This window comes from Kribbella solani (assembly GCF_014205295.1).
GTDB lineage: Bacteria > Actinomycetota > Actinomycetes > Propionibacteriales > Kribbellaceae > Kribbella > Kribbella solani.
The window spans coordinates 2,666,218-2,688,612 of record NZ_JACHNF010000001.1; the positions used below are offsets into that span (position 1 = coordinate 2,666,218).

Genomic DNA, 22,395 nt, shown 5'->3' on the forward strand with positions numbered 1-22,395 from the left:
ACGTTCACACGGGGAGTTGGATGCCATGCGCAACGTCTTACGGGTCCTCAGCGGACTCGCCGTACCGGTTCTCGCCGCTGCCGTGATCACCGCCGGCGCACCCGGATTCGGTGCCTACAAGGTCAAACAGGGTGACACCCTGAGCCACATCGCCGACCAGTACGGCACGTCCGTCCGCCGGCTGGTGGCGCTGAACAACCTGCCGGGCAACGGCAACGCGATCTACGCCGGCGAGCTGCTGAAGGTGCCGACACCAGGAACCGCGGCCAAACCCGCCCGGCCCGCGCAGCCGGCCAAGCGGTCCCAGCTCGGCCGGGTGACGTACGTCGTGAAGGCCGGCAACACGATCTCCGGCATCGCCAAGCGGTTCAAGTGCTCGCAGGCCAATCTGCTCGCCGCCAACGGGCTGAAGCCGAGCGACCACATCTACATCGGCAAGCCACTGCAGGTCCCGGTGAAGATCCGGCCGAAGGCGCGCACCGACAACACCTTCGCGGGGCGTACGTACGCCGACCACGTGGTCGCCCAGGCGAACCGGAACCGGGCGATCCTGAAGAAGCGCAAGCTGCCGACCCGCTCGCACATGCGGTCACTCATTGTCACCACCTCGAAGCGCTACGGCGTCGATCCGGAGCTCGCCCTCGCGGTCAGCTGGCAGGAGTCCGGCTGGAAGCAGCGGGTCGTCTCCCCGGCGAACGCGGTGGGCGCGATGCAGGTGATCCCGTCGACCGGCAAGTTCGCGTCCCAGATCGTCGGCCGGGACCTGGACCTGCTGAAGCCGGCCGACAACGTCACCGCCGGAGTGGTCCTGCTCAGCCGCCTCACCGGCGCCGCCGAACTGGACATCGCGGTGGCCGGCTACTACCAGGGCCTCGGCGGCGTGAAGAAGAACGGGATGTACCCGGACACCAAGCTGTACGTCCAGAATGTCCTCCGCATCAAGGCCCAGCTGGAACGCGGGTGGGACCCGCTGCGGTGAGCCTGGCGCAAGCGGGCTGAGACGTTATCTACACTCTCTGAGCAGACGGTTTGGGGAGAGGCGGCTCACCGCAAGTGACGGACGACGTGGACACGCAGGTCAGCGACCGCCTCGTCGGGCGCGTGCTCGACGGTCGGTACCGCGTGGGCCCGCGCGTCGCCAAGGGCGGGATGGCCACCGTCTACCAGGCGCTGGACATGCGGCTGGACCGGACCGTAGCGGTCAAGGTGATGCACGACGGGCTCGGCGACGACGCGCAGTTCACCCGCCGGTTCGTGGCCGAGGCCCGGGCCGCCGCCCGCCTGTCGAACCCGAACGTGGTGGCGGTCTTCGACCAGGGCGACGACGGCGGCACGCTGTTCCTGGCAATGGAGTACGTGCCCGGCCGCACGCTGCGGGACGTCATCCGAGAGGAGGCACCGCTCTCCCCCGCCCGCGCGCTGGACCTGCTGGCACCGGTGCTGTCCGCACTGTCGGCCGCCCACGACGCGGGCATCGTGCACCGCGACATCAAGCCAGAGAACGTACTGATCTCGACCAAGGGCGAGGTGAAGGTCGCCGACTTCGGTCTGGCCCGTGCGGTCAGTGCCAGCGGCAACACCGCCACCCAGGGCCTGCTGATGGGCACAGTGTCGTACCTGGCACCCGAACTGGTCACCGACGGCAGCGCCGACGCCCGCTCGGACGTGTACTCGGCGGGCATCCTGCTGTACGAGATGCTCACCGGCAACAAGCCGCACTCGGGTGACACCCCGATCCAGGTCGCGTACGCACACGTGCACGCCGACGTACCTGCACCGTCGCTGGAACAGCCGGCCATCCCGCCGTACGTCGATGCACTCGTGCAGCGCGCTACTGCACGCGACCGGGACCTACGGCCAACCGACGCGCGGGTGTTCAGCCGCCAGGTACACCGAGTGCGCAGTGCGCTCGACGAGGGACTACCGGATGACCCGGAGCTCACTGGCGATCTCACTGTGCCGATCCAGCAGATCCGGCAGGACAGTGGGTACGACGACGGGTACACCCGCGGCGTCCCCACTGAACAAGGGCCTCTCCGCCACGACACGATCGTCGTACCGGTAGAGCAGGGTCGGCCGACCGGAGCACCGGCGACCGGTACACACCCACCGAAGCAGACAGCACCACCAGTACGCCGCAGGTCGCGTGGACCGATCGCACTGATCATCGTCCTCGCTGCGGCGATCGCCATCGGTACAGCAGCCTGGTACTACGGAATCCACCGCTACACGACCACACCGAACCTGGTGAACATGACAGCGGCCGTAGCCTCCGCTGACGCTGAGAAGGTCGGTCTGCACACCAATCTGGCCAACCAGGACTACTCCGAGGACGTGCCCGTCGGTGAGGTCATCCGGACCGACCCGGCGGCGGGTGACCGGATCCGGAAGAACGGCGACATCGGACTGACCGTGTCGAAGGGGCCGGAGCGCTACCGCGTACCGCAGCTCGTCGGTCTGCAGCTCGATGCCGCGCAGCAGGCGCTGTCGCCGATCAAGCTGGTCACCGGCCAGATCAACGAGCAGTACAACGAGACCGTGCCGCAGGGCCGGGTGATCGCGATCAGCCCGAAGTTCAACACGGTCGTCAAGCCGGGTACCGCGGTGAACTTCGCCGTCAGCAAGGGCAAGCGGCCGATCGGCGTACCCGACTTCACCGGCAAGTCGTACCGGGACGCGAACAAGGCGCTGAAGAAGCTCGGCTTCGTCGTCAGTCGCAGTCAGCAGTACGACGACAAGGTCGCCGAGGGCGACGTGATCAGCCAGACCCCGAACAACGGCAACCTGTTCGCCAAGGACAAGGTCTCGCTGGTGGTGTCGCTCGGCCCGCCGCTGGTCGCGGTACCGGACGTGAAGCGAAAGACCACCGCGGACGCACAGAAGACCCTCGGCGACGCCGGTTTCCAGGTCCGGGTCCAGAAGGCCTCGTTCAACCTCGGCCTGAACATCGTCGCCGCCCAGAGCCCCGGCGCCGGCCAAAAGGTGAAGCCCGGCACGACGATCGTGATCACCGTTCTTTAGGTCTCGTTTTGCCTTGTGTTCAAGGCGTCTGATGGGATGTCCGGCGTGAACCACCCGCGGATCGCCGTCGTCGCCCTGCTGTCGGTCGCGGCCGCGTGGGGTTCGACGTTCTTCCTGACCAAGGACCTGCTCACCAGGATGGACGTCGCCGACTACCTGGCGTTGCGGTTCCTGATCGCGTCGGTCGCGCTGATCCTCGTCCATCCACCCGCGATCGCCCGGCTGAGCCGCCTGGACCGTGGCCGCGCGGTGGTGCTCGGCATCACCTACGGTGTCGCGCAGCTGGTCCAGACCGAAGGTCTGCGGCACACCTCGGCGAGCGTCTCCGGCTTCATCACCGGCATGTACGTCGTCCTCACCCCGCTGCTCGCCGCGGTCATCCTGCGGCACAAGATCGGCCGCTGGGCCTGGCTGGCTGTGATCCTCGCCACGACCGGCCTCGGCGTTCTGTCGCTCCAGGGCCTGAGCCTCGGCACCGGTGAGCTGCTCACGCTCGCCTCCGCCGGCCTGTACGCGCTGCACATCATCGGCCTGGGCGCCTGGTCCACGTCCCGGAACGCGTTCGGCCTGTCGGCGCTGCAGATGATCGTGATCACCTGCGTCTGCGCGATCGGCGCGCTGCCGGGCGGGTTCTCGGTGCCGAGCAACGGCCGCGACTGGGTCAGCGTCGTGTACATGGCGCTGATCGCCGGGGCGCTCGCCCTGATCGTCCAGACCTGGGCCCAGGCACACCTGACGCCGACCCGCGCGGCGATCGCGATGACAATGGAGCCGGTGTTCGCGTCGACGTTCGCCGTGCTGTTCGGATCGGACAGTCTGACCTGGCGGATGCTGGTCGGCGGCGCGCTGGTGGTGTCGGCGATGTACCTGGTCGAGCTGGCGCCACGGCGTAAGTTCGAAGCCGAAGTGCAGCACCTGGCGCAGTAGGAGGATCCGATGCGGGACGACACCCGGCGGCGCGACCGGTGGTACCCGCCGGTCGTGATCGCCGTCCTGCTCGCGATCATGGCCGTCGGCACGATCAACAACCTGGTCCGCAACCCGCAACCCCGGTTGGTCGCGGACGGCATCCCCGGCGTGGTGGCAAGCCGCGCGGAGTCGTCACTCAGCAGCAGCGACCTCAAGTACGCCGACCTGTACCAGCACGCGCTGGCCGACCTGGACGGGCTGACTCTGCCGAACGGCGCCACTCTGGCCGGCTGGAACGGCCCGTGGCGGTACGTGTGGCCACGAGACGCCTCGTTCGTAGCGGTCGCCCGTTGCGCGATCGGCCAGTACGACGAGGCGCTGCACGTGCTGTCCTTCCTGGACAGCGTCCGGCCGACCAGTGGGCGCTGGGAGGCGCGCTACACGGAGACCGGCGGCCGGGTCAACGACGGACGTCCCAAACAGCTGGACGGCTCTGGCTGGGTGCTGTGGGCCACCTGGTTCTGCCACGCGGGCGGCAAGTACTGGGACCTGGTACGCGAGTCTGCTGATCAGATAGTCGACGAGCTCGGGCCGAACGGCCTGCCTGGTGCATCGTCGGACTACTGGGAGCGCCCAGAGACACAGGTGACGCTGGGTACGGTCGCACCGCTGCTGACTGGTCTACGAGCAGCCGTCCGCATCGCTACTGACCAGCAGCATCCCGCAGAGGCTGCACGTTGGCGGACTGCGGCGGAGACCTTGTCGAAAGCAACAGATCGAGTTTTCGGACCGGACTACCCAAGGACGCCACCAGTAGCGACCAGCTTCGTCGCACCGGGTGTCGAGCCGATCGGGCTGAACGGTGGCGCGGACGCGATCGTCACGGTCCTCGGCCCACCATTCGCTCCGGCTCGTCCGGTTGTCACGACGGCGATTGACGACGCCCATGCCGTACTGACCCAACCGAACGGCGGTGTGACGCCAGGCGAGGTGTGGCGGGCGGACGGGGTGTCGTGGACTCCGCAGACCGCGTTGTTCGCGCTCAGCGCCGCGGCACGTGGTGACCGCGCCACAGCGGACAAGCTGTTGTCATGGCTCGACGAGCACCGGACGAGCACCGGTGCGCTGCCAGAGAAGGTCAACCGGGACCTGGAGCCGGCCGGCGAGGCACCACTTGCGTGGACCGCCGCGCTGGTCGTCCTCGCCGACTCGGCCCTACAGAACCCGCTGCCTATCCCCTAGTCAGCAGATCTCCATTACGTCATGCACCGGCGCCTCCGGACGAGCCGTACTCGTCTTACTGGAGTAGAAGAACGCTGTTGAAGCGATGTCGTCCTGAAGGGGTAGATAGCGACCACCAGAGCGCCAGCCCAGTGCCTGTACGTCCACGCGCAGCTTCTCCTTGAACCGGATCGGGTCTGGGAGGTGGAAGCGGTACATGCCGAACCGCTGCTGGCTCTGGTACTGCCCGTCCGGCCGGATCACCTGCGGCATACCCAAGTACGGCGTGCTGAACTCGGTGTAGCCGCCCAAGTGGGGTACGTCGAAGTTCCACGCGCCGCCGAAGTAATCCTCGGTGCCAGTACCGCAGATGCTCGGGAACTCGTCGTCACTGTCCACGTAGAACTTGACCTCGCCCTCACCCCACCAACCGGAGCTGTTCACGCCCCACGCGATGTACGTGCCGACGTAGTGCCCTGGCCCCTCTACTCCGTCGAGCAGAGTGTGCACAGTGGCCGACTGGAGCGGGTTGCTCCGCCGCCATTGCGCGTGCAAGTACGCCGACTTGTCCGGTACCGCACCGAGCCAGTAGTCGACCTGGAAGTACACGATCACCGGCTCGTCGTGGGTGTTCTCGATGGTCAGCTGTGCTTGCGACTGGAACGGCATCTCCCAGTAGCAGTTGAAACCGCCGTTCGGGTTCACCGCGACCGGCAGCGAGTTCACCTGCGCGAACCGGCCCCAGCCGGAGCAGAAGAAGTCACCCACCGGTGTCTCGATCGCCGGCGCCGCGTCGCCGTCCCAGTACCCGCGGAACACCAGCCGCCGCCAGTGGTCGACGTGGGTGGTCAGCCAGATGTGCGTGATGCAGCCGGACCCGGCGATGTCGGCGAGCGTCGCGGTCTCGCCCGGACCGATCTCGATCGACGGCGAGACCTTCCAGCCCGGGCCGAGGTCCCGGGCCGCGTGCGCGCCGGTCCCCTCGGTCCGCCGCCCACCCTGACCGGGCTCGCCGGTCGGGTTCTCCGCACTGATGGAGCGCGACTCGACGTCGGCGAGCGCACTGATGCCGGTCAGATTCCCAAGAGTCATACCGGGACCATAAGACGGACCGGGTCCGGCAAGAAATCGATTGCCCAGCAACTGGGACCGGGCTGACGTATCGAACTGGACCACTGCCCGTCGTTCGGTACGCCATCAGGGGAGGTGGTACGCGGGTGTGGCTTCAGCAGGCGGTGACTTTGGCGTTCAGGCCGGTGAAGGAGACGCAGGCCCACGGGCGGCCCTGGTCGTGCTTGGCGCGGACGATCAGCGGGTACGCGGTCGCGCCTCGTACCTCCGGGCTCTTCTCGGTCGGGAGCGACCCGACAGCTCCCCCACGCGCCTCAGCCGCTGCCTTCACCTGGTCCACCGTGACGCCGCGCGCGGCCGCCTTCTCTGCCGCGCTCTTCGCGTCAGTGGCGACCTGCAGCGCGAACTGGATCTCCGGCGGCTTCGACCAGTTCGTCTGCGTCAGCGGAATGACCAGCCCGAACATCGCCAGCCCGACAAGTGTCACGATCTGCCGAAGCCGGCGCGTCTGATCGCTCAGCAGCAGCGCCGCACAGCACAGTGCGAGTACTGCCGTCGCCCCGCGCAGTACCCAGTGCCGGTCGAGCCGACTGTCCACCGCGAGGCCGGCCCCGACAGCGATCACCAGACAGAGCACGGCCGCACCGAGCGCCCGCGCCCGTGGAGACAGAGATTGCATGCCGCAGACGATAGACGCCCACCGTTCGGCGCACGGTAGCGGCCGTTGGGCGCGGCGTACGCCGGTCAGGATCGTGCTACCCGAACGCTCCTGGCACATTCAGCCACATCCCACCGCCCCCGAGGGACTGGAGCCACACCGTGACCGACGACATGACCACTAGCCCAGCCGATCAGAACAACCCGACCGACCAGGTGAACGACCAGCCGGGCGACCGCGAGGCTGACGGGATTGAGCGGCCCGGCTCGTGGAGCATTTCGCGGCGGCGGGCACTACAGCTTTCCGGTGGGATCGCGGCCGTCGGGGCCGTCAGCGCCGTCGAACTGCCGGCAGCGGCCACTGAAACCACGCCGGACAAGTTGGGCCAGTCCGGCGCCACTGAAACCCGCGAGAACCAGGCGGTACTCCGGGAAGGCACCAACTTCATGGTGTCGGTCTCCCCGGACGGGAACTGGCTCGCGCTCGACCTGGTGACCGCGATCTGGGTACTACCGTCCGCCGGCGGCACGGCCCGCCGCCTCACCGACGACCTGCAGGACGCGACCCGCCCACGCTGGTCGCCGGACGGGCGGTCGATCGTCTTCCAGTCGTACCGCGACGGCAACTTCCACTTGTGGACAATCCGACCAGATGGCAGCGGCCTGCGGCAGTTGACGAACGGACGGTACGACCACCGCGAGCCACACGTCGCACCGGACGGACGGTCGATTGTCTTCTCGTCCGACCGCGGCGGGAACGGCAGCTACGGCATCCACCGCCTCGACCTCGCGACCGGCACCATCACCAAACTCACCGACGACACCAGCGAAGAGGCCGAGCCAACCATCTCCCCGGACGGCCGGAAGATCGCCTTCACCGTCGACACGAGCTCGATCGTCGAGCTGGACCTCACGTCCGGCGCCCGCAGCACGCTGGTCGCCGCCAAGACGGGCATCACCGTCTTCGGCCCGTCCTACTCCCCGGCCGGCAAACTCGCGTACGTCCGCCTGACCGGACCGGCCTGCGCACTGATTGTTGACAATCAACAATTGACATCCGACCAGGACGTCTTCGCCGTACCCCCGTCCTGGTCGTCCACAACCGACCTCTACTACACCGCCGACGGCACCATCCGCCACCATCACACCGGCACCGCAAGCACCGGTCAGCGGATTGTCGACGGCCGGAGTGCCAGTGGGCAGATTGCCGACGAACGGATTGTCGACGAACGGGGCGCCGGTGGGGAGCACGCCGTCGTGCCGTTTGCGGCGGTGGTGCCGGTGACGCGGAAGCGGCCTCGGGCCAAGAGTCCGGATCTCGAGTCGACCGCGAAGCGGCCGGTCCATGGGATCGCGAGTCCGACCTCGTCGCCGGACGGTCGCCTGCTCGCCTTCCGGGCGCTGAACGCGATCTGGCTCGCCACGAGCGACGGCCGGACCACTCCACGCAAACTAGTTGCCGACGGCTACTTCAACTCCGACCCGGACTTCTCCCCCGACGGCAAGACCTTGCTGTACGCAAGCGACCGCGACGGCACCGCCGACCTCTGGCTGCACGACCTTTCGACCGGCAAGAACACCAAGCTCTCCGGCCTCCCCGGCGCCCAGACCGCCCCGCGTTTCGCGCCGGACGGCAAGCGAATCGCGTACCAGGACCAGGACGGCGTCGCCTGGATCCTCGACCTCGGCTCCGGCCAGGTCCGTCAAGTCACGCCGACGCTGTTCCAACCCGGCCGAGTCAGCTGGTCGCGCGACGGCAAGACCCTCGTCCTAGCGGCGGTCAAACCGTTCTCGAAGCGCTTCCGCGAAGGCACCAGCCAGCTCCTGTACGTCGACGTGGCGACCGCCGCGCTCGAGTACGTCGAGCCGATGCCATTCCGTTCACTCGCCACTCGCGGCGACGACGGCCCGGTGTTCTCCCCGGACGGCAAGCAGCTCGCGTTCGTCGTCGAGAGCCTGCTGTACGTCGTACCCGTCGATGCCCGCGGCCGCTTCACCGCCGAACCGCGCGCGATCACCAAGGAGGTCACGGACTCCCCCGTCTGGCAGGACAACCGCACCCTGCTCTACCTCCACAACGGAACGTTGCGCAGGACAACAATCACCGGCGGCCGGCCCGCAACCGTCAAACTCGACCTCTGGTACCGGCGCGCGACGATCAAGCAGCACGTCACGATTCACGCCGGCGCACTCTGGGACGGCCGCGCCAGCACGCTTCGCCGCGACGTCGACATCGTCCTCGACGGCGCGCGGATCGCCGCCGTACGCGACCACGACGGCCGTCGCGGCAGCAAAACCGGCAGCACGGCCGGGAGTACATCCGGCAGTACGGCTGACATCGACGCGTCGAAGCTGACCGTGATGCCGGGCCTGATCGACGCCCACAACCATTGGCATCTGCGCGGCCGTGCCTGGGGCGCGCGCCAGGGCAACCTCTGGCTGGCGTACGGAATCACGTCGACGCGATCACCCGGCGACCCGGTATACCAAATGCAGGAGACCCGCGAAGCGCTGGCCGGCGGATCATTGCGGGGACCGCGCTACTTCGCCACCGGCGAGGCGATCGACGGATCCCGCGTGTACTACAACTTCATGCGCCCGACCCTGTCCGTACAGCAACTCGCGCTCGAACTCGATCGCGTCGAAGGACTCGCGTACGACCTGGTGAAAACGTACGTTCGGCTGCCGATCGAGTACCAGCGGCGCGCGATCGCGTACGTCCATCGGCTCGGGCTCCAACTGTCGTCGCACTACCTTTACCCCGCCGAGCATCTCGGCATGGACGGCATGGAGCACACCGGCGCGACGAATCGGCTCGGGTACTCGCACACGGTCAGCCGACTGGGACGCGCGTACGCGGATGTGATCACGCTCTTCACCCAGGCCGGGCTGTCCGTGACGCCGACGTTGTTCAACTCGACGATGGCGCATGTCGACGATCCGAGTCTGCTGACGGACCGCCGGACGACCACGCTCTATCCGTCCTGGGAGTACGACTACCTGATCGGCGAGGTCGAGACCGCGAAAGGACCGGCCGGCGTCACCACCCGCGAACTCCTCCGCGGCAACGTCGACATGGTCCTCCGCATCCACCGCGGCGGCGGCCTCGTCATCGCGGGCACCGACACCCCGCTCGACAACATGGCGATCTCACTGCACGCCAACCTCCGCTCGATGGTCGCGGGCGGTTTCACCCCGTACGAGGCGCTCACCACCGCGACCCACAACCCCGCGAAGTGGCTCCGCGTGGAAGACAAGCTCGGCGTCGTACGCCCCGGCGCGCAGGCCGACCTGTCCTTCGTCACCGGCGACCCACTGTCCGACATCCGCGCGGCCGCCGCGGTCCAGCAAGTGATGATTGCCGGCAATCTACATTCGGTCGACGCGCTGCTCGCCCCGTACACCCACACCACCCGCACCACCCCAACCCTCCAAACCGCCAACGCCCCACAACCCCTGACCCGCCCCCAAGCCCACGCCACCACCCCCACCCACTGGTGGCACGAACCCGAATGGCTCCACCGAGCCTGCTGCGAAGGCTGACAACCGACCAGCAAGGAAGGTCACGATCGACCCCCAGGAGATCGCCAGGAGTCACTGCCGCGCTACTGGATCTCGTCCTCGGCCTCGGCGAGTAGCCACTCGGCACGAGCGAGCAGCTCATCGAAAGTGAGGATCTCCGGCTCATAGAGGTTACGGCGATATAGCTCAAAAGAACGCTGTTTGTCGTCCATTACTCCGCCACCGCTGCTGAGGAGCTGGCTGAGATGGCCGACGATTAGGAATGAGCGCGGCCGAACCAGGTATGTGTCGGTGCCGAGGTTGCCGCCATCCGTGTCTTTGTCGGCGAACTTGTCTGAGAGCTCCTGGACTGCACGGTAGACGGTTTGCTGCACCTGAGTCACACCACCGGCCAACTCCTTGCTCGGCGCCCAACACCCTGATCGATATGGAGGACCACTCTCTAAGAGCTGCGTGCGGTGGTGCTTGATCTCGGCGAACACCATCGACCGGACAACTCCGGTTGTTCGGAGCATTCCGTCTGCACGTTTGCCCGCGCCGGCAACAGAGGGGCCCGCCACTACCTGCTCTAACCGCGTTTGGTCCCATGACATCAACAGTTGACCAGCGAGTCCGATGCCGAGCACCCAAGGGTTGCGCTCCAGAAAGTCCTGCCAGACTCTCTCGGGGCCACGCAGGCGCTCCGCCTCGGCATCGAAGCGATCATCTTCCTCCAACAGCATGCGGAAGTTCTCGAGCTGCTCCCGTCGATGGGCCAAGGCGATGACGTCACGGGCTGACGAGTCATTCTGGATCAGCTCGGTCAGCTGCCCGCGGTCTTGGCGGTACAGCTCCTCCAGTCCGCGGGGGTCTTCGAGAACCGCTCGCAGGATGTCATCGTCAACAACGGTCCGGTCATCACCCTCGATCGGGATGTGATCCAGCATCTTGATGGTGTCGATGAACTTGCCGGTCTGCTCCCGGTTCAGCGAGAGGAGAGTCTCCAACTTTGATACCCAGTTGGTGGTCTTGACCTTTTGGATGATCAGCTGACGTGCAACACCTTGCTCGCGGGCCAGCATGATACGGACCTGCGTGCGGGCGCTCTCGGACAACGTGATGACCTCCCACTCGAACTCGCCCAGATCGAGCGGCTCCTCGTCGAACACTTTGTTCACATATCGGGCGAGATGTCCGAAGTCACGTGAGGTTGGAAATTTGAGGCGGAAGCTCTTTGAGACGTACGTGCGGGTCGTCAGGCGGCCGAGAGCGTAGTCAGCGTCGCTCATCGGTTCGTCCGGATCGCTGAATGAGTCGCTCACGCCGTACCTTGTCTGTCAACTCCGCACAGGCTGACTGCTCCGTGGTGAATGGGCCAGCGAGGGCACATTACTCCCCGTTGACGGTTCAGCGCGAGCGGTGGGAAACACAAGTATGACGTTGAGATGTGAATAACGCGCCCGGTGCATTTCCTCCACGCCCTAGCCCGCATAGCTCGTTGTGCCCGCCGACGGCAGGCTAGCGGAGTGGCGTACAGAGGCGCTTCATTACCGTGGGATCCCCCAAGGCGCCTAGGCTGCCTCGTCTTCCCAGAGAGGCCCACACGGCGATGGGTGCCCTGATCTTGGTAACCAAGGCACTCCGGTCGGCTGGAATGAATTCAATCAGCCGATGTCGGTCGGCCACACAGCCCAGTCGAGCGATGCCGGACGTTCTCCACCATTCTGCAAGAACTCCTTGATCGCCCTCCGGATGTCCTCGCCGGGCAGCTCCGAGTCTTGCGGATACCCCTCGTCGTGACCGGTGTAGTAGTAGAAAACCTCTTCACGGTGGCTGTGCTGACCGCGTGCGTACCAGGCGCCGGCTTCGCCGTCGACATTGCGGGCGTAGCGCAGGCTGCCGACTTTGCCCTCAGGGTAGAGACCGACGCGCAGCTCGTGGTCTGGGTAGCCGCGGTCGCTGCGTGGTCGTTCTTGGATGTAGAGCGTGGCGACCGAGTTCTCAAACGGCTCCGCCAGCATTGCGTCGACGAGTGCGTCGACATCGGCGGCGGAGGTCACCAGCACGCCGCCGTCGGTGTGCTCGTGCTTGTAGTAGGCCTTCAGCGAGTACGTCATGCTGACTCTGTCCCTTCGGGCTTTGTCGGCTTTGGGTAGGTCTCTTTGAAGTTGTTCGGTCCGAAGATGGTCAGTTTGGCGCCCTTGGGCAGGAAGTCCTTCAGCATCTCATCACAGCCGGCTTCACCGGGGCAGGGACGTTTGTTGACAACCAGTGTTGCCCGCCGCAGGCCTCGTTCGCGCATGAACATGGCGAACTTGATCTCGACGTGTGAGGTGATCTGCAGCAAGTGCGGCGCGTTACCGATCTTCTCGGCGACGGCGAACCGATCGGCCTTGTCGCGCCACTCGTCGAAGCCACTGACCCACTCATCTTCCATGCCGTCTTCGTTGCGCCACAAGCCACGGGTCTTCTCACGGTGGCCGGGCTGGTCGAGGCGGACGGGCAGCTTGGCGAACAGTCGCCAGGCTTCCTCGTCTTCGATGTCCGGGCCTTCATCCTCCAGGCTCGCGTCATCGTCGACCCCCGCGGTCTTGTCTGGCTTGTCTGCTTCTCGCTTGTCGTCGCTGTCCTCCTGCCGGCGTTCTCGAGGTCCTGGACCGAGCGGTCGTTCGCAAGTCGAACCGCCGCCTGGCTCCGCGGTTCGGATGCCGCTGACCATCTGCTCGACCCACTGCTTCGCGCGGGCCTCAGCCAGCGTCAGGAAGTGGGCTGCTTCCTCGCAGCGTCGCGCGGCGTCGTCCAACTGCATGGCAGCCATGCGTGCACTCGGATTGTTGCTCTGACTGCCGATCCATCCTGCGGCCTCGCGGCACTGCCTGCCTCGGTCATGCAGATAGCCAATCGCCCGCGGTGCCTCGTTCAGGCAGGCGAGCAGCTCTGCGGCGACCCGCTGCAGCTCGGACGGCATCCGTACGGCCTCGGCCGGCTAGATCTGGTCGGCGTAGCTGCGGCAGCCCGCCTCGGCGATCTGCAACGACTGCACTGCCTGGTCGAGCGACTTCGCGGCCGCGTCAAGCATGGTCACGATGTCCTGGTCGGCGCGGGTGGCCGTGCCGCGTATGAGGGCCTGCACCTGCTGGCTGGATTGCTCGAAGCGCTGCTTGAACCCGGCCAAACTCGCTGCCCCTTGGCGCGATTGGTCAGCGAGGCCGTGCAGTTGCATCTTCATCTGTTCGACTTGGGACATCGAAGCTCCTCACTTGGTCGGACAATCAGCGATCTGCTGAGCACCCGGATTGACAAGCCGCGCGGTAGCGCGGCAATGATGTTCCCGATATGGAAGGACGATCAGGCACATGATTCGACGCAAGAACGCCATGTTGGACACCGCTCTCGCCTGTGTGGAGCGCGGCATTCTGGTGCGGTCGGCAACCTTTTCCGGCGTGCCGGACGGCGACTGGATCACTGATGCCAACGAAATTCGCGCGGCGTGGAACGTCGCCGAGCCGCCGAACCTGGCGATCACGTCCTGTCCGGCTGTGGCGATCTGGCGCCTGCCGCGCATCGCCGGCGCCTATGGCAAGCGGCTGTACGAGCAGGAGCGTCCTAGCGTGTGGCCGCCGATGACGCAGCTGCCGGACGGCGGCTGGATCACCTGCACGCTGCAACCTGACACCGAGCTTGGCCCGCTGGCTTCTGGCGTCGAGTACATCGAGCCGGGTAGACCGGTGGTCATTCCGCCGTCGACGACCGCGGATGGCCGGCTGCGGTGGGACGGGTCGAAGTTCCCACTGCACCCGTTGCCCAGCGCCGAGGCGGTGCTGTCGAAAGTTCTGCGCGCCGAACAGGAGTACGTCGAGCTGCACGGCCAACTCGGCTGAGCTCGCGCCAGCCTCGTAGCGGGACACCACGCCTCAGCTCTTCTGACCAACGGCCAGGAACAGCGAACTTGATGCCACCAGTTCGGGCATGCGGTCGGCCAGGCGCGAGCACTCCAGTGCTGTGTCGAGCGGGTCATGCTCGGCCAACTTGTCGGTGTAGGGCTGACCTTTGAAGTGAGCGTCGATCATGACGGTGAGCCAGCCGCCAGGGCCGGTGAGACCGAAGATGTTGACCGGCCGCAGGCCAGCGCTCACCAGCTCACTACGCAGCTCGCTCTCGCGGTGGTAGTAGCAGTGCGCCATCCGCTCGTTGTCAGCACTGTGGCCGGTCTCCAAGATGTCGCGCACGATGCCGTGACGGGTGAGAAGCGTGTTGGCTAGCGTCGAACCGATCAGGTTGGCTGCGCGGTTGATCGCCACTGCGGCCAGCACGCCGCCCGGTCGCAGCACCCGCACGGCCTCGCGCAGAGCCAAGCGACGGCCGCTGGCGTCCGGGAGGTGATACAGCGGCCCGGCCATGAGTGCGGCATCGAACGACTCGTTGGACCATGGCAGCCGGCGACCGTCGCCAAGCTCAGCCGTAATGCCCGCCACGTTGGCCTGGTCGACGTGCCGCTGGACCGGATCGAGTAGGACGACGTCGTGCCCCTGCTCCTTGAGCCAGCGAGCGTGCACACCTGGTCCGCCGCCGATATCGGCGACACGAGCTGGAGTCGGCGGGAACCACTGGCCAAGGAAGTCGTAGAGCCGGGCTTGCTCCAGGCGGCCTTTGACGGTGGAGCTCAGCCGGGCGGCTTCGTCCCAACGGCTTGAGTAGTGCGTCTCGATCGCTGGATCGACGGTCGGCCGATCCAGCGGGATTACAGGCGTATCCACTGCGCTCCTATCTCCGAGGTGGAACAGCGGGCGGGCGTCCGCTTCTACTGGCTGTGCGCCCGCCCGCTGGTCTTGAGCTGCGCTGGCCAGGTGGTTGCTCGCCCAGGCGTGAACGCGCCCAACCACCCAGCCAACTGGGACCGAGCACCCGTCCGCGCCTCGGTGCTCGAGCGGCTGACACGGAACGGACTCGCTTTCGCGTCCCGTGCCAGCCGGCATCTGAGCGGGCCCTGGCCGAGTCCTCCACGGGGGAGGACGACTCGGACAAGGACCGCGCCGTGGCGGAGCGGATGGGTGTGCAGCGATCTTCTGCATGTGAGGGCTGAGGACGATGACTGCCCACCGACTCCGCCAGTGCATGTGTAATCTCGTAGCGGTTAGCCGAAGCAACCAGTGCCTCGAATGCCTGAGGGCAGTTCAGGGTCTTCGACGTACACCGAGCCCATGAGAAGCCTTCGAGTTGCGCGAACTCGCTGAGTTCGGTTTCCAGAGCCGGGACCACCAGCCACGTCTGTGCTCGCCGTTCACGAGTCGCCAGCACTCGGTCTCACCGCCGTGACGGCCGGCTCGATGGTCACACGGAGACTGGCGAATCGTCGTGTCATTCCCGCCTGGTACTTCATGGCCAGCGCTGGTTCGGCGGTGTAGTCCGCGATGACATGTTCACCGAACCAGACCCGAACGCGGCAAACAGCTGGTTGCGGAACCGCAGCAACGGTTGTCATTCGCCGCGCACCTCCTCCATGATGTCGCGGATCATGAAGCCGTAGAGAACCACTGCAACGAGGGTGAGGACCCATGTACTCGCTGTCATGGCGACCACCTTCCCGTTCGGGAGGGATCCCGGGAAGGGAGGTTGGGAGGGATGCCAGAGGGAGGAATTGGGGAGGAACGTCGCCGTTAGGTGCCCACTGGTCACAGCCTGTGCCACCATCGATGGGTGACGGAGGCGAATGATCAGCTTCGCCACGCGCGCGAGCGCGTGGAGTCGCCTCACGCTCCGGGCCAGCCGGCGTCCCGCCAGGACCTCGCCGAAATGGTCAACGAATGGGTCTGGCAGCATCGTGGCCGCCGGACCGACCTTGACGCCAACTACATCGGCAAGCTCGAACGGGGACTGATCAGGAGCCCTCAGGCCGACTACCGAGCGGCCTTGAGAGCTATTACTGGCGTGCGCACGGACCCAGAGCTGGGCTTTCGGGTGCGGCGCCACTCATCCCCAGCGGTGGAGAACGTGGATCGAAAAGGGTTCATCCGAGCAGTCATCGGCGTTGGCGCCGCAGCGGTCAGCTCAGCGCCACTCCTCGAGTTACTGACACCCGATCAAGCCACGCCGGTACCGAACATCGTGACGCAGACCGATATCGACGGCGTCCGCACGGCAGCACAGGTCTTCGGCTCTTGGGACAACCATTACGGCGGCGGGCTGGCGCGCGAAGCAGTCATCGCACAGCTGCGCCACTCGGCCGAGATGCTGGACTCGCGCTGCCCCGAGAAACTGCGTGGCGAACTGTTCTCCTCGGTCGGCTTCCTCGGCCACGTTTGCGCCATGATGGCCTTCGATGCGTATGCACACGACGACGCGCGGCGGATGTTCCGCTTCACCCAGGCCTGCGCCGATGAAGCTGGCGACTGGAACCTGCGCGCCAAGACCCTGTCCTCGATGGCTCGTCAAGCCATCTGGTGCGGCGATCCGGACCAAGGCCTGACCCTTACCGAAATGGCCTTGGTGCGGGCCGACCGCCTGACAGCGACCGAGCGGGCCATGCTGCTGGCGGCTCGCGCTCGCGCCCTGGCCAAGCTCGGCCACGTGCAGGAAACACTGCGAACGGTCGGACTGGCCGATGAACAGTTCTCACAAGCCGATCCGGTCAACGATCCCGCTTGGATGCGTTACTACGACCAGGCGCAGCACCTCGGTGACACCGGGCACGCATTGTGGGACCTCGCTATTCGCCAGGGTGAAGCCGAACAAGAAGCGGCCTCCAGGTTGGCTAGCGCGGTCGCCGGCCATACCGAAACCTATGTGCGCTCGCGCGCTATGAGCGGGATCAAGCTGGCGTCCCTGACTATGACGGTCGGTGATCCACGGGAAGCCGCGGCAATCGGGACGCAGGCGCTGAAGGACGCGCGGTCTCTTCGCTCGCGCCGGGCCGCCGACGACCTTCGCGACCTAGGACACCGCGCCACGGTGTTCGAGCGGGTCGCCGAGGTTGCCGAGCTGCGTAACGACATTCGCAATGTGCTGGCCGCCTCGTGACCGTGCCACTGTCAGAGGTTGTGCTCAAGCAGGCCTGCGCTCAGGTCGGCCTATCCTCATCTGGCGCCGAACCAATCCGGCTTGGTGAGAACGCGATTTACCGCCTCCCTGGCCAGGTGGTGGTGCGGATTGGGCGGAGTGGGCAGCTCGAAGCTGCTACGAAGGAGGTAGCTGTCTCGCGTTGGCTCGCATCTATGGAGGTGCGAGCAGTCGAGACCGTTCCGGGCATCGATCAGCCAGTCGTGATCGAGGGCGCACCAGTGACCTTCTGGCGAGAACTTCCCGAGCACCGCCACGGCACGCCGCCCGAGGTTGCCGCCGTGCTCAAACGACTGCACGCCGGCCCACTGCCGACCAACCTGGAGCTTCCACCAGTCGCACCGTTTGTTCGTCTGCGTGAGCGCATCGATGGCGCGACGACACTGAGTGAAGACGATCGGACGTGGCTACGTGAGCAACTCGCCCGACTCATGGAGGCGTTCGACGACCTGCCAGCCAGCCTGCCGCAGAGCGCAATTCATGGCGACGCCTGGGCGGGCAATGTCGTCGTGAGTGATAACGGCCCTGTGCTGCTTGACCTCGAACGCTTCGCACTTGGACCGCCCGAGTGGGATCTGGTGAGCACCGCTGTGCGGCTCAGCACGTTCGGCACGATGACAGCTGAGGAATACCGAGCCTTCGCGGCCGCCTACGGCCATGATGTGCTCGAGTGGGACGGATTCGAGGTGCTGCGCGACATCCGCGAGCTGCGAGTGACCTGCTATGCAGCTCAGCGCGCGAGTGAGGAGCCGTCACTCCGACCGGAAGCCGAGCTGCGAGTTGCCTCCATTCGCGGTCTACGCGGGCCGCGGCCTTGGCCAGACTGGACGCCCCTGAGTTGAGAGTCAAAGCCCGTCACGCAAGGTTCCGCCGTTCGAACGTATGTTCCATCCTGGCCATGTGGGCATGAACCGGCGCTATCCGTTCGCCGAGCACGGGACGGACGTCCGTCAGGGGACGACCTGATGTGCGATTGAGTTGGGTCGGAGCATCACAGCTCACGATGCCCCGGCCCCAGGCATCGACCTGCATGGGCGTACGTGCGACTGCTTCTGGTGCAGGTATGGATTAGAGCAGTCCGTGTAGTCGCGGGCGGTGCGGTTACGTACTAGGCGCGCAAGCGCCGACTGTCCGGCGACAGCCCGGAAGCACCGGCGCTAGCCGGGGGCGGGTGGGAGCGCGCACAGCGGGCGCGGGAGGAGCGGAGCGACGGAGTGCGCGCAAAGCACGCGTGGGGTGTACGCGCGGCTACTTCTGGTGCAGGTGTTGATAGAGCAGTCCGGGTGGTCGCGGGCGGTGCGGTTGCGTACGAGGCGCGCTAGCGCCGACTGTCCGGCGACAGCCCGGAAGCACCGGCGCTAGCCGGGGGCGGGTGGGAGCGCGCATGGCGGGCGCGGGAGGAGCGGAGCGACGGAGTGCGCGCAAAGCACGCGTGGGGCGTACGTGTGGGGTGCGCTGGGCGGGGCGTACGCGTGGGTGCGCCGGGCGGGGCGTACGCGTGGAGTTAGAACGGGAGTTTGGGTTGGGGTGGGGCGTGGGTGGGGTCTACGCCGTCGAAGAGGCTGCTTACTGATTCGCCGTCGTGGATTCGTTTGATGGCTTGGGCGAAGAGGGCGGAGACCGAGGTGACCTGGAGTTCGGGGAAGCCGGCCGGGCGGGGGACGGTGTCGGTGCTGATGACCTCGGTGACGGAGGGGTGGGTGCGGAGGCGGTCGACGGCGGGGCCGGCGAACAGGCCGTGGGTGCAGGCGACGGCGGCCTGGGTGCAGCCGCGGTCCTTGAGGCGGTCGAGGAGTTCGATGATCGAGCCGCCGGTGGCGATTTCGTCGTCGAGGATGATGGCGCGTTTGCCGGCCACCTCGCCGACGATCGCGTCGATCACCACGCGGTCGTCCGCGAGCCGCTGCTTGCTGCCGGCCGCGACGGGTACGCCGAGCAGGCGCGCGAACTGGGTCGCCGTCTTCGCGTTGCCGAGGTCGGGGCTGACGACGACCGTGTCGGACAGGTCGCGGCCGCGGAAGTGGTCGGCGAGTACGCCGATCGCGGTCAGGTGGTCGACCGGCACCGAGAAGAAGCCGTGTACCTGCGGCGCGTGCAGGGCCATCGTGAGTACGCGATTGGCACCGGCGGTCGTGAGCATGTCCGCGACCAGCCGCCCACCGATCGAGATCCGGGAGGCGTCCTTCTTGTCGGAGCGCGCGTACGCGTAGTGCGGGATGACGGCCGTGATCTGCGCCGCCGACGCGCCACGCGCGGCGTCGATCATCAGCAGCAGCTCCATCAGGTGTTCCTGCGTCGGCGGTACGAGCGGTTGCACGATGTACACGTCTCGTTGCCGGCAGTTCGTCTGGAGTTGGACTTGTAGGCAGTCGTTGCTGAAACGATGGATTTCCACCGGTGACAGCGGAACGCCAAGATCACTGCAGATCTGCTCCGCCAACTCGGTGTGGGCACTTCCGCTGAACACGACGATTTCTCGCACGGCTCTCCCCGAAACGCTGCGACCCGAACAGCTGCACCCTATCCCGAGGTGTTCATCCGGCGATGATCCGGGCCAGTGTTTCGGCCGCGGCACGGCAGTTCGACGCCGACGCGTCGAGATGTGTGACCACCCGCAACTGCGTGGCGCCGACCCCGCCCACCAGCACGCCACCACCACGAGCGGCCTCAACCACCTCCGCCACCGACTTCCCGGTACCGGCGAGGTCCGCGACGACGATGTTCGTCTCGACGTGATCCGGCTTCACCGACCCAGGCGCCGCGTCGGCGAGCACACTCGCGATCAACCGGGCATTCGCATGGTCCTCAGCCAGCCGCTCCACGTTGTGCTCCAACGCGTACAGCCCGGCCGCGGCCAGCACGCCCGCCTGCCGCCACCCGGCACCGAGCCGCTTCCGCCAGACCCGCGCCTCCCGGATGAGCTCCGCCGGCCCGACCAGAACCGAGCCGACCGGCGCTCCCAGTCCCTTCGACAGGCAAACGCTCGCAGCCGCCGCCCGGGACGCGAAGGAAGCGGGTGTACGCCCCGTGGCCACCGCCGCGTTCCACAGCCGCGCGCCGTCCAGATGCAGCGGCAGACCGCGCGCGTCGAGCTCATCGGCCAGCGCGTCGTACTCGTGCTGGATCGACCCGCCGCCGAAGTTGTGCGTGTTCTCGACCGAAACGGCCGACGTCTGTACGAAGTACGGCCCGAGGTCCGGCGCGATCAGCGCCCGGATCTGCTCGAGATCGATCAGTCCGGCCGGCGCGCTCCAGGTCCGGGTGGTGACGCCGCTGGCGGCCGCGTGTGAGCCGAGCTCGGCGCGGACGATGTGGGCGCTCGCCTCGCACAGCACCTCGCCGCCGCGCGGCACCAGGGCGCGTACGCCGAGCACGTTCGCCAGCGAACCGGTCACCGTGAACAGACCGGCTTCGTGCCCGAGCAGACCGGCGACGTGCTCTTCCAGGGCGTTGACGGTCGGGTCCTCGCCGTACACGTCGTCGCCCAGCGGCGCAGACGTCATCGCCGCCAGCATGCCCGCCGAGGGCCGCGTCACGGTGTCGGACCGAAGATCGATCACGCCGGTCGCGCCGGCCGCACCGGTCATGCCTGCGCGCCCCGCAGCCGCTCGGCCACCAGGAACGCCAGCTCGAGCGACTGGTGCCGGTTCAGCCGCGGGTCGCAGGCGGTCTCGTAGCGGTTCACCAGGTCCTCGGCGACCAGCTCCTCGCCGCCGCCGAGGCACTCGGTGACGTCGTCACCGGTGAGCTCCATGTGTACGCCACCCGGCCATGTCCCGACCTGTTCGTGCGCGTCGAAGAAGCCCTGGACCTCGTCCATCACGTCGTCGAAGTTGCGGGTCTTGTACCCGTTCGGCGTCTCGTACGTGTTGCCGTGCATCGGGTCGCAGACCCACGCGATCGGCGAACCGTGGTCGCGGACGGCCTCGAGCAGAGGAGGCAGCGCGGACCGGATCTTGCCGGCGCCCATCCGGGTGATGAAGGTCAGCCGGCCTTCGATGCCCTTCGGGTTCAGCTTGTCGGTCAGCGCCCGGATGTACTCGGGCGTGGTCGTCGGGCCGATCTTCACGCCGAGCGGGTTCGACAGCGAGGCCAGGAACTCGACGTGCGCGCCGTCCAGCTGCCGGGTCCGCTCCCCCACCCAGAGCAGGTGGCCGGACACGTTGTACGGCTGCTCGGTGCGCGAGTCGATCCGGGTCAGCGCGTGCTCGTACTCCAGGATCAGCGCCTCGTGCGACGCGTAGAAGTCGACCGTCCGGAACTCGTCGGAGGTCGCGCCGCAGGCCCGCATGAAGGCGAGCGCGCGCTCGATCTCGGACGCCAGCTGCTCGTACCGGCGGCCGACCGGCGAGGACTTCACGAAGTCGGTGTTCCAGGCGTGCACCTGGTGCAGGTCCGCGTACCCGCCGGTGGTGAACGCGCGGGTCAGGTTCAGCGTCGCGGCGGCCGCGTTGTACACGCCGCGGAGCCGGTTCGGGTCCGGAATCCGGGACTCGGGGGTGAAGTCGAAGCCGTTCACGGCGTCACCGCGGTACGACGGCAGCGTCACGCCGTCGCGGGTCTCCTCGCCGGAGCTGCGCGGTTTCGCGTACTGGCCGGCGATCCGCCCGATCTTCACCACGGGCACGCTCGCGGCGTACTGGAGCACGACCGACATCTGCAGCAGCACCCGGAGTTTGGCGCGGATGTTCTCGGCGGTCACGCCGGCGAACGTCTCGGCACAGTCGCCGCCCTGCAGGATGAACGCCTCACCGCGGGCGACCGCCCCGATCTTCGTGGTCAGGTCGTCGCACTCACCGGCGAACACCAGCGGCGGCAGCGTCCGGAGCTCACCGATCACCTGGTCGAGCACAGCCGGGTCCGGCCATTCCGGCTGCTGCAGCGGCTTGAGCGCCCGCAACTCGTCAAGAGTCGGAACCCCAGGCACCTCACCGGTCGTCAACGTCGCAAATTGCATGC

At 66.9% G+C, this 22,395-nt stretch carries 18 protein-coding genes; 8 read left to right on the forward strand and 10 right to left on the reverse strand.

What is annotated here, in order from left to right:
• Positions 1-25 precede the first annotated feature (25 nt).
• From HDA44_RS11960 to HDA44_RS11975, 4 genes are all read left to right on the forward strand, one after another.
• Positions 26-979 carry a lytic transglycosylase gene (locus tag HDA44_RS11960; RefSeq protein ID WP_184833798.1) on the forward strand — a complete coding sequence of 318 codons (954 nt, stop codon included), beginning with the start codon at positions 26-28 and terminating at the stop codon, positions 977-979.
• Positions 980-1,053: 74 nt separating this feature from the next.
• A complete protein-coding gene (gene pknB, locus HDA44_RS11965) occupies positions 1,054-3,021 on the forward strand; it encodes a Stk1 family PASTA domain-containing Ser/Thr kinase (RefSeq protein WP_184833800.1) in 1,968 nt (655 codons plus the stop codon).
• A gap of 36 nt (positions 3,022-3,057) precedes the next feature.
• Complete coding sequence (locus HDA44_RS11970) at positions 3,058-3,948, forward strand: DMT family transporter (protein WP_184833802.1); 891 nt, start codon at positions 3,058-3,060, stop codon at positions 3,946-3,948.
• A gap of 9 nt (positions 3,949-3,957) precedes the next feature.
• On the forward strand, positions 3,958-5,172 hold the full coding sequence (locus HDA44_RS11975) for a glycoside hydrolase family 15 protein (protein ID WP_184833804.1): 1,215 nt from the start codon (positions 3,958-3,960) through the stop codon (positions 5,170-5,172).
• Here HDA44_RS11975 and HDA44_RS11980 read toward each other — a convergent pair whose 3' ends face one another.
• Both HDA44_RS11980 and HDA44_RS11985 read right to left on the reverse strand, forming a co-directional pair.
• On the reverse strand, positions 5,173-6,243 hold the full coding sequence (locus tag HDA44_RS11980) for a glycoside hydrolase family 172 protein (protein WP_184833806.1): 1,071 nt from the start codon (positions 6,241-6,243) through the stop codon (positions 5,173-5,175).
• Positions 6,244-6,376: 133 nt separating this feature from the next.
• Positions 6,377-6,901, reverse strand: coding sequence for a hypothetical protein (locus HDA44_RS11985; protein WP_184833808.1), 525 nt, complete (start codon positions 6,899-6,901; stop codon positions 6,377-6,379).
• 152 nt (positions 6,902-7,053) lie between these two features.
• Here HDA44_RS11985 and HDA44_RS11990 point away from each other — a divergent pair, with 152 nt between their 5' ends.
• Positions 7,054-10,422, forward strand: a complete 3,369-nt coding sequence (locus tag HDA44_RS11990; protein WP_238352421.1) for a DPP IV N-terminal domain-containing protein — start codon at positions 7,054-7,056, stop codon at positions 10,420-10,422.
• Between the two features lie 62 nt (positions 10,423-10,484).
• Here the strand turns inward: HDA44_RS11990 and HDA44_RS38010 are convergent, their stop codons facing one another.
• The 4 genes from HDA44_RS38010 to HDA44_RS12010 all read right to left on the reverse strand — a co-directional run bounded on the left by HDA44_RS38010 (position 10,485) and on the right by HDA44_RS12010 (position 13,627).
• Positions 10,485-11,702: a Shedu immune nuclease family protein gene (locus HDA44_RS38010; RefSeq protein WP_337905875.1), complete on the reverse strand. Its 1,218-nt coding sequence runs from the start codon at positions 11,700-11,702 to the stop codon at positions 10,485-10,487.
• A gap of 342 nt (positions 11,703-12,044) precedes the next feature.
• Complete coding sequence (locus HDA44_RS12000; protein ID WP_184833810.1) at positions 12,045-12,497, reverse strand: Imm1 family immunity protein; 453 nt, start codon at positions 12,495-12,497, stop codon at positions 12,045-12,047.
• Positions 12,494-13,348, reverse strand: coding sequence for a DddA-like double-stranded DNA deaminase toxin (locus HDA44_RS12005; RefSeq protein WP_238352422.1), 855 nt, complete (start codon positions 13,346-13,348; stop codon positions 12,494-12,496). Before HDA44_RS12005 ends, HDA44_RS12000 begins: the two co-directional genes overlap by 4 nt.
• 18 nt (positions 13,349-13,366) lie before the next feature.
• Positions 13,367-13,627: a hypothetical protein gene (locus HDA44_RS12010; RefSeq protein ID WP_184833812.1), complete on the reverse strand. Its 261-nt coding sequence runs from the start codon at positions 13,625-13,627 to the stop codon at positions 13,367-13,369.
• Positions 13,628-13,736: 109 nt separating this feature from the next.
• Here HDA44_RS12010 and HDA44_RS12015 point away from each other — a divergent pair, with 109 nt between their 5' ends.
• Entirely contained in the window at positions 13,737-14,261 is a 525-nt protein-coding gene (locus HDA44_RS12015) for a hypothetical protein (RefSeq protein WP_184833814.1), read from the forward strand.
• Positions 14,262-14,294: 33 nt separating this feature from the next.
• Here HDA44_RS12015 and HDA44_RS12020 read toward each other — a convergent pair whose 3' ends face one another.
• Positions 14,295-15,137, reverse strand: coding sequence for a class I SAM-dependent methyltransferase (locus HDA44_RS12020; RefSeq protein WP_337905877.1), 843 nt, complete (start codon positions 15,135-15,137; stop codon positions 14,295-14,297).
• 940 nt (positions 15,138-16,077) lie between these two features.
• Here HDA44_RS12020 and HDA44_RS12025 point away from each other — a divergent pair.
• Positions 16,078-17,397 (forward strand): NsdA family TPR-like regulatory protein, encoded by a 1,320-nt coding sequence (locus HDA44_RS12025; protein ID WP_337905879.1) that lies wholly within the window; start codon positions 16,078-16,080, stop codon positions 17,395-17,397.
• 122 nt (positions 17,398-17,519) lie between these two features.
• Positions 17,520-18,278 carry a phosphotransferase family protein gene (locus HDA44_RS12030; RefSeq protein ID WP_337906817.1) on the forward strand — a complete coding sequence of 253 codons (759 nt, stop codon included), beginning with the start codon at positions 17,520-17,522 and terminating at the stop codon, positions 18,276-18,278.
• A 662-nt stretch (positions 18,279-18,940) separates the two neighbouring features.
• Here HDA44_RS12030 and HDA44_RS12035 read toward each other — a convergent pair.
• The 3 genes from HDA44_RS12035 to HDA44_RS12045 are packed head-to-tail and all read right to left on the reverse strand — an operon-like array spanning position 18,941 to position 22,393.
• Positions 18,941-19,918 carry a ribose-phosphate diphosphokinase gene (locus tag HDA44_RS12035; protein WP_184833820.1) on the reverse strand — a complete coding sequence of 326 codons (978 nt, stop codon included), beginning with the start codon at positions 19,916-19,918 and terminating at the stop codon, positions 18,941-18,943.
• Between the two features lie 52 nt (positions 19,919-19,970).
• Entirely contained in the window at positions 19,971-21,023 is a 1,053-nt protein-coding gene (locus tag HDA44_RS12040) for a threonine aldolase family protein (RefSeq protein WP_202887327.1), read from the reverse strand.
• On the reverse strand, positions 21,020-22,393 hold the full coding sequence (locus HDA44_RS12045; protein WP_184833821.1) for a class II 3-deoxy-7-phosphoheptulonate synthase: 1,374 nt from the start codon (positions 22,391-22,393) through the stop codon (positions 21,020-21,022). Before HDA44_RS12045 ends, HDA44_RS12040 begins: the two co-directional genes overlap by 4 nt.
• Between the last annotated feature and the right edge of the window lie 2 nt (positions 22,394-22,395).

Coding starts and splice junctions, on each gene's coding strand:
- HDA44_RS11960 (WP_184833798.1), top strand. CDS start 26: ATGCGCAACGTCTTACGGGTCCTCAGCGGACTCGCCGTACCGGTTCTC.
- HDA44_RS11970 (WP_184833802.1), top strand. CDS start 3,058: ATGTCCGGCGTGAACCACCCGCGGATCGCCGTCGTCGCCCTGCTGTCG.
- HDA44_RS11975 (WP_184833804.1), top strand. CDS start 3,958: ATGCGGGACGACACCCGGCGGCGCGACCGGTGGTACCCGCCGGTCGTG.
- HDA44_RS11980 (WP_184833806.1), bottom strand. CDS start 6,243: ATGACTCTTGGGAATCTGACCGGCATCAGTGCGCTCGCCGACGTCGAG.
- HDA44_RS11985 (WP_184833808.1), bottom strand. CDS start 6,901: ATGCAATCTCTGTCTCCACGGGCGCGGGCGCTCGGTGCGGCCGTGCTC.
- HDA44_RS11990 (WP_238352421.1), top strand. CDS start 7,054: ATGACCACTAGCCCAGCCGATCAGAACAACCCGACCGACCAGGTGAAC.
- HDA44_RS12000 (WP_184833810.1), bottom strand. CDS start 12,497: ATGACGTACTCGCTGAAGGCCTACTACAAGCACGAGCACACCGACGGC.
- HDA44_RS12005 (WP_238352422.1), bottom strand. CDS start 13,348: ATGCCGTCCGAGCTGCAGCGGGTCGCCGCAGAGCTGCTCGCCTGCCTG.
- HDA44_RS12010 (WP_184833812.1), bottom strand. CDS start 13,627: ATGTCCCAAGTCGAACAGATGAAGATGCAACTGCACGGCCTCGCTGAC.
- HDA44_RS12015 (WP_184833814.1), top strand. CDS start 13,737: ATGATTCGACGCAAGAACGCCATGTTGGACACCGCTCTCGCCTGTGTG.
- HDA44_RS12040 (WP_202887327.1), bottom strand. CDS start 21,023: ATGACCGGTGCGGCCGGCGCGACCGGCGTGATCGATCTTCGGTCCGAC.
- HDA44_RS12045 (WP_184833821.1), bottom strand. CDS start 22,393: ATGCAATTTGCGACGTTGACGACCGGTGAGGTGCCTGGGGTTCCGACT.